Source organism: Lentzea aerocolonigenes, assembly GCF_000955955.1.
In the GTDB taxonomy this organism is placed as follows: Bacteria; Actinomycetota; Actinomycetes; order Mycobacteriales; family Pseudonocardiaceae; genus Lentzea; species Lentzea aerocolonigenes_A.
In genome coordinates this window covers 1-6,282 of sequence record NZ_JYJG01000584.1, presented here as the reverse complement: position 1 = coordinate 6,282, position 6,282 = coordinate 1, and the positions used below count along the sequence as shown (strand labels likewise).

The window sequence follows — 6,282 nt, the reverse complement described above, 5'->3', positions numbered from 1 at the left end:
GGGGGGGGGGGGGGGGGGGCGGTGTCGTGCGTGCTTTGGGGGCTTGCGGGTGGGCGTGTGGGCGGTGTCATCGGTTGGGAGGGCGGGTTAGCGCCTAGGTTCGTCGTGTGGAGGATCGGGTTCCCGCTCGGCGGGTCATCGGGCTGGCTGTGCCTGCCCTCGGGGTGTTGGCGGCCGAGCCGTTGTACGTGCTCGTGGACACGGCGGTGGTGGGGCATCTTGGGGCGCTGCCGTTGGCCGGGCTGGCGCTTGGTGGGGTGTTGCTGACGCAGGTTTCCACGCAGCTCACGTTCCTGTCGTATGGGACGACGGCGCGTACGGCGCGGTTGCACGGGGCTGGGCGGCGGCGGGAGGCCGTTGAGGAAGGGGTGCAGGCCACTTGGCTGGCGTTGGTGGCTGGGCTGCTCGTGGTGGTGCTGGGGCAGGTGTTCGCGCGGCCGTTGGCCGAGTTGCTCGCTGGGCGGGGTGGGGTGGCGGATGCGGCGGTCGAGTGGGTGCGGATTGCGTTGTTCGGGGCGCCGTTCATCCTCGTCACGATGGCTGGCAACGGGTGGATGCGCGGGGTTCAGGACACCAGACGGCCGTTGAAGTACATCCTGATCGGCAACGGCATCAGCGCGGTTCTTTGCCCTGCGCTCGTGTACGGGGCTGGGTGGGGGCTTGAGGGGTCGGCCATCGCCAACGTGGTGGCGCAGGTGCTGGCGGCGAGTCTGTTCATCAAGGCCCTCGTGAGCGAGAAGGTGCCGCTCACGCCGCATTACCAAGCCATGCGCGCGCAGTTGGGCATGGGGCGTGATCTTGTCTTGAGGAGTTTGGCGTTCCAGGCGTGCTTTGTCAGTGCGGCTTCGGTGGCGGCGCGGACGTCTGTGGCGGCCGTTGGGGCGCATCAGGTCGTGTTGCAGTTGTGGACGTTCCTGGCGCTCGTGCTGGACTCGTTGGCGATCGCCGCGCAGTCGCTCGTGGGGGCGGCGCTCGGGGCGTCCAACAAGAAGCAGGCTGAGAAGCTGGCGTGGCAGGTCACGCGGTACGGGCTGGTGTTCGGGATCGGGCTCGGGGTCGTTTTCGCCGCGCTGGCAACGGTTCTGCCGCAGGCGTTTACGTCGGATCAAGAAGTACTCGGGGAAATTCCCAACGCGTGGTGGTTCTTCGTTGCGCTGCAACCGATCGCGGGGGTGGTGTTCGCGTTGGACGGCGTGCTGTTGGGGGCCGGGGACGTGAAGTTCATGCGGACGGCGACGCTCGGTAGTGCGGTGATCGGGTTCCTGCCGCTGGTGTGGGCCGCGTACGCGTTCGGGTGGGGGCTGGCGGGCATCTGGACCGGGCTGTCGGCGTTCATGGTCCTTCGGCTGATCGCGGTTCTCTGGCGCACGAAGTCGGGTGAGTGGGCGGTGGAGGGCGCGGTCAGATGACGCCCGAACGGGCGCTGTGTCCGACCTCACGGCATGAAATCGTTACCAAGAAGGTTGTTTAGGCGATGTAACTAATGTCTACCCGCCTCCGACCTGGGAGAGTGCCGTCTTGCCGTCGGTCGATCGCGCCATCCGACTCTCGTGGCTGATCTGGACCACCGCCGTTTTCGTCTACTTCGCCGCCGTCTTCCACCGCACCACGCTCGGCGTCGCCGGGCTGGAAGCGAGTGAGCGGTTCGGGCTCGGACCCGCGCAGCTCGGTGTGTTCACCGTGCTGCAGATCGGTGTCTACGCCCTCATGCAGATTCCGACCGGTCTGCTCGTGGACCGGTTCGGGCCTCGCAAGATCCTCACCGTCGCCGCGCTGCTCATGGGCACCGGTCAGCTCCTCTTCGCCGTGGCTGACTCGTATGCGCTGGGACTCACTGCGCGCGCGGTGCTCGGCATGGGTGACGCGATGACGTTCATCAGCGTGATCCGCATCGTCGCCGCGCACTTCCCGCCGCGGCAGTACTCGCTCGTGGTCGCGGTCACGGCCGCGCTGGGCGGTGTCGGCAACCTCGTCGCCACCGTGCCGTTGACGCTCATGCTCGGCTCGATCGGGTGGACGTGGGCGTTCCTCATCGCGGGCGGTGTCACGGCGCTGTACTCGGTCGTGGCGTTCATCCGGATCAAGGACGTGCCGCACGGCTTCACCGCGCCGAAGCCGGAAACCGTGCCGGTCAGGCAGATCTGGCCCAAGGTGCGGCAGGCGTGGAGCGTGCCCGGCACCCGGCTCGGGTTCTGGGCGCACTTCAGCACCATGTCGACGCCGGCCGTGCTCGGTCTGCTGTGGGGGTACCCGTACCTCGTGCAGGCGCAGGGCATGTCGGCCAAGGCGGCGTCGTCCACGCTCGGGTTGCTGGTCATCGGCGCGATCGTGTCGAGTCCGATCGTCGGCGCGCTCTTCTCTCGCAACCCCGAGTGGCGCATGCCGATCGCGGGCTGGTTCCTGGCGTTCGCGTTCACCGGGTGGGCCGTGCTGCTGCTGTGGCCGGGCGGTCACGTGCCGCTGCCGGTCATCGCCGCCGTGTTCCTGGTGCTCACGGTGGGCGGTCCGATCTCGGGCGTCGCGTTCGCGCTGGCCCGCGACTACAACCCGTCGCACCGCCAGTCCACGGCGAGTGGTCTGGTCAACGTCGGCGGCTTCCTCGCCGTCACGGTGACGGCACTCGGCGTCGGCGTGCTGCTGGACGTCACGGAAAGCCTGCTCAGCCCGCAGACGGCGTTCCGAGTCGCCTTCAGCTTCTGCGTGATCGTGCTGGCGGTCGGCGGCTGGCGGATGCTCGTGTGGTGGCGGCGCGCGCGTGCCGCGGTGTTCGAGGCCGAGGAGCGTGGTGAGACGGTGCCGGTGCAATTGCGGCGTCGTCGCTGGGACGCGCTGCGCGTCGCTTAAGCTTTCGCGCCGTGAAACCCTCTGTTGCACCGGGCCTCGTCGTCGTCGACAAGCCGGACGGCATGACCTCGCACGACGTGGTGGCGCGGGTGCGCAGGATTCTCGGCACCCGCAAGGTCGGGCACGCCGGCACGCTGGACCCGATGGCGACCGGCGTGCTCGTGCTCGGCATCGAGCGCGCGACGAAGCTTCTCGGCCACCTCGCGCTCGACAGCAAGGCCTACCTCGCGACGATCGTGCTCGGTTCGTCCACCACCACGGACGACGCCGAGGGCGAGACGCTGTCCACTGTGGACGCTTCGGACGTCCAGGACGACGCCGTCGCCGCCGAGATCGCGAAGCTGACCGGCCCGATCCAGCAGGTGCCGTCGGCCGTGTCCGCGGTGAAGATCGACGGCAAGCGCGCCTACGCACGGGTTCGTGCGGGCGAACAGGTCGAGATCCCCGCACGGCCCGTCACGGTGCACCGGTTCGACGTGCTGTTCACGCGCCGTGAGGACAAGACGGTGCTCATCGACGTGATGGTCGAGTGCTCCTCCGGCACCTACGTGCGCGCGTTGGCCCGCGACCTCGGCGCCGCGCTCGGCGTCGGCGGGCACCTGGGTGCGTTGCGGCGCACCAGGGTCGGCCCGTTCGACCTGCGCGTGGCCAAGACGCTGGAGCAGCTGGAGGAGACGCCGGGCCTGTCGCTGGACCTCGACGAGGCGGTCGCCACGGCGTTCCCGCGTCGCGACATCGACCCGCAGGAGGCTTCGGCGCTCTCGCACGGGCAGCGGCTGAAGACGGGCGGCATTGAGGGCACGTACGGCGTGTTCGGGCCGGACGGGCACGTCATCGCGCTGGCGAAGGACGAGGGCACCGCGTGCAAGCCCGTGGTGGTGCTGAGCCCGGCTGGATGAGACCGTGACGTACCGGGCGACGAGCCTCCTGGCCGCTGGCTCGAGGGAGTCCACGACCCACCATGCGTGCGGAGGATCGGCTTGCTGGTGTCGAACGTTCTCGACACGCCTGGACGCATCGACCGGTTCCGGGTGAACTGACCAGGCAAGGTCGACTGCGGCGGCCACGGTCGTCGTCGTAGGCTGATCACCGTGCAACGCTGGCGCGGACTAGATCACCTTCCCGGCGGCTGGGGCCGCTGCGTCGTCACCATCGGCGTGTTCGACGGTGTCCACAAAGGCCACCAGGCCCTCATCGGCAGGGCCGTCGAGCTCGCGACCGAACGCGGCCTGCCGTCCGTCCTGATGACCTTCGACCCGCACCCGTCCGAGGTGGTCCGGCCGGGGAGTCATCCCGCCCAGCTCACCACGTTGCGGCGCAGGGCCGAGCTGGTCGAGGAGCTCGGGATCGACCACTTCGTCGTGGTGCCGTTCAGCCTCGAGACCTCCAGGATGCCCGCGGCCGAGTTCGTCCACGAGATCCTGGTCGAGAAGCTCCACGCGGCCGCTGTCGTGGTGGGTGAGAACTTCACCTTCGGGCACAAGGCCGCGGGTAACGTCGCACTGCTGCGCCAGCTCGGGCAGCGGTTCGGATTCGTGACCGAGGGGGCTGATCTGGTGTCCGCAGACGAGGTGACCTACTCGTCGACGTACGTCCGGGCGTGCATCGACGCCGGGGACGTGAAGGCGGCGGCGGAGGCGCTGGGCAAGCCGCACCGGCTCGAGGGGATCGTCGTCAAGGGCGACGGGCGCGGCAAGGACCTGGGGTTCCCGACGGCCAACCTCTCCACGCCGAAGTTCGCGGCTGTTCCGGCTGACGGCATTTATGCGTGCTGGTTCACCGACGCCAAGGGTAAGAAGCTCAAGGCGGCGGTCAGCGTCGGGACGAACCCGACGTTCTCCGGCCGGGAGCGAAGGGTCGAGGCATTCGTGCTGGACGTGGACGAGGACTACTACGGCCAGCGCGTCGCGGTGGACTTCGTCGAACGGCTGCGCGGAATGGTGAAGTTCGACTCCGTCGAGGCGCTTCTCGAAGAAATGCATCGAGATGTAGACCGAACGAGGGAACTGCTGACCGAGTCGTGACCGTCAGATTGGGCGAAGCGGACGTGGGGGCGTCCGCAGGCTGGCAGGATGCGGGTCGGAGTGCGGCTACGGGAGAGGCCAAGGTGGAGGACCACAAGATCGTTCAGCGCAATCTCGCGCTTCAGCGGGAGTGGTACGGGGAGCCTTTGGGCGACCGAGTGCGCCGGTTGGTCGTGGCCTTCAACGTGTCCCAGGCTCAGCTCGCGGACGTGCTCGGGATCAGCGCGCCGATGCTCAGCCAGGTGATGAGCGGCCGCCGCGCCAAGATCGGCAACCCGGCCGTGCTCGCCCGGATGATCATGCTGGAGCGCAAGGTGCTCACGCCGGACGTGGCGACCGGAGCGCCCGAGGCGTTGCAGCGCGCGCTCGACGACGTGCGCGAGTCCAAGCCGACGGTGTCGCGCGACAACCTGCCGGTCAACGGCGACGAGAGCGTCGCGTACCCGGTGCTGCGCCGCGTCGCGGACCGCACCGAGCTCCAGCACGCGGCCGACCTGCTGCACGAGGACTTCCCCGCGATCGCCGAGCTGTTCCGCCGCGCGATCCGGGCCGCCGGCCAGCGTTGAAGTACTTCACCGCGCTCTACCCGCCTCAGCACGTGATCGACGAGCTCGACGCCGTGCTGGATCGCAGCCTCGACCTGGAGTGGACGAAGCCGGAGAAGTGGCACATCACGTTGTGCTTCCACGGCGAAACCGCAGATGAGGAACGCTTCAAAGCCCTCGAAGGCCACGAAGTGCCCGAAATCCGGCTCAAGGACTTCGGCGACTTCCGCGGCAGAGTCCTGTGGGCGGGAATTTGCGGCGATTTAAATCAGTTGGCACGTGCGGCGGGCGCGAACGACAATTGGTGGGCGCACCTGACGGTGGCGTACGGGTACCGGGGGCAACCGATGCCGGAGTTCCTGAGCAGCCCGTGGCAGCCGTCCGAAGCAGTGCTCGTGAGCAGCGCCAACGGCGTCCACACACCCGTCGCCCGGGTGGGGTTGCGCACGTCAGCGCGCCGCTGAGCAGCGTGCCTGATAGCCTTCGCAGTTGGGTCTGGCTGCGGTCCGTGGCGGCCAGTACCGGCTACCCCGGCCAGCAATTCGGCGGGCGTGGGGCCGCACGGACCTGAACAAGTAGGAGAAGTACCTAGTGGCACTGTCCACGGATCAGAAGAAGTCCATCCTCGGCGAGTACGGGCTGCACGACAGCGACACCGGCTCCACCGAGGCGCAGGTCGCCCTGCTGAGCAAGCGCATCGCTGACCTCACGGAGCACCTGAAGCAGCACAAGCACGACCACCACTCCCGTCGGGGTCTTCTGCTGATGGTCGGCCGTCGCCGCCGTCTGCTGAACTACCTGACCAAGGTGGACATCAACCGCTACCGCGCGCTGATCCAGCGCCTCGGTCTGCGCAGGTGATACTTGCC

At 68.4% G+C, this 6,282-nt stretch carries 7 protein-coding genes; all 7 read left to right on the top strand.

Annotated features, from left to right (window positions below; all coding sequences use genetic code 11):
• Window positions 1–107 precede the first annotated feature (107 nt).
• The 7 genes from UK23_RS47540 to rpsO all read left to right on the top strand — a co-directional run bounded on the left by UK23_RS47540 (window position 108) and on the right by rpsO (window position 6,274).
• The gene (locus tag UK23_RS47540; RefSeq protein ID WP_045318471.1) at window positions 108–1,409 is read left to right on the top strand and encodes an MATE family efflux transporter; all 1,302 of its coding nucleotides are present in this window, start codon (window positions 108–110) and stop codon (window positions 1,407–1,409) included.
• Between the two features lie 109 nt (window positions 1,410–1,518).
• Window positions 1,519–2,844 (top strand): MFS transporter, encoded by a 1,326-nt coding sequence (locus UK23_RS47535; RefSeq protein WP_045318470.1) that lies wholly within the window; start codon window positions 1,519–1,521, stop codon window positions 2,842–2,844.
• 11 nt (window positions 2,845–2,855) lie between these two features.
• A complete protein-coding gene (gene truB / locus UK23_RS47530; RefSeq protein WP_269112349.1) occupies window positions 2,856–3,743 on the top strand; it encodes a tRNA pseudouridine(55) synthase TruB in 888 nt (295 codons plus the stop codon).
• Window positions 3,744–3,935: 192 nt separating this feature from the next.
• The gene (locus tag UK23_RS47525; protein WP_045318468.1) at window positions 3,936–4,868 is read left to right on the top strand and encodes a bifunctional riboflavin kinase/FAD synthetase; all 933 of its coding nucleotides are present in this window, start codon (window positions 3,936–3,938) and stop codon (window positions 4,866–4,868) included.
• A gap of 83 nt (window positions 4,869–4,951) precedes the next feature.
• Complete coding sequence (locus UK23_RS47520) at window positions 4,952–5,434, top strand: helix-turn-helix domain-containing protein (RefSeq protein WP_045318467.1); 483 nt, start codon at window positions 4,952–4,954, stop codon at window positions 5,432–5,434.
• Entirely contained in the window at window positions 5,431–5,877 is a 447-nt protein-coding gene (locus tag UK23_RS47515; RefSeq protein ID WP_052685683.1) for a 2'-5' RNA ligase family protein, read from the top strand. The genes UK23_RS47520 and UK23_RS47515 overlap by 4 nt, the downstream gene beginning before the upstream one ends.
• A 127-nt stretch (window positions 5,878–6,004) precedes the next feature.
• Window positions 6,005–6,274 (top strand): 30S ribosomal protein S15, encoded by a 270-nt coding sequence (gene rpsO, locus UK23_RS47510; protein ID WP_045318466.1) that lies wholly within the window; start codon window positions 6,005–6,007, stop codon window positions 6,272–6,274.
• Window positions 6,275–6,282 lie beyond the last annotated feature (8 nt).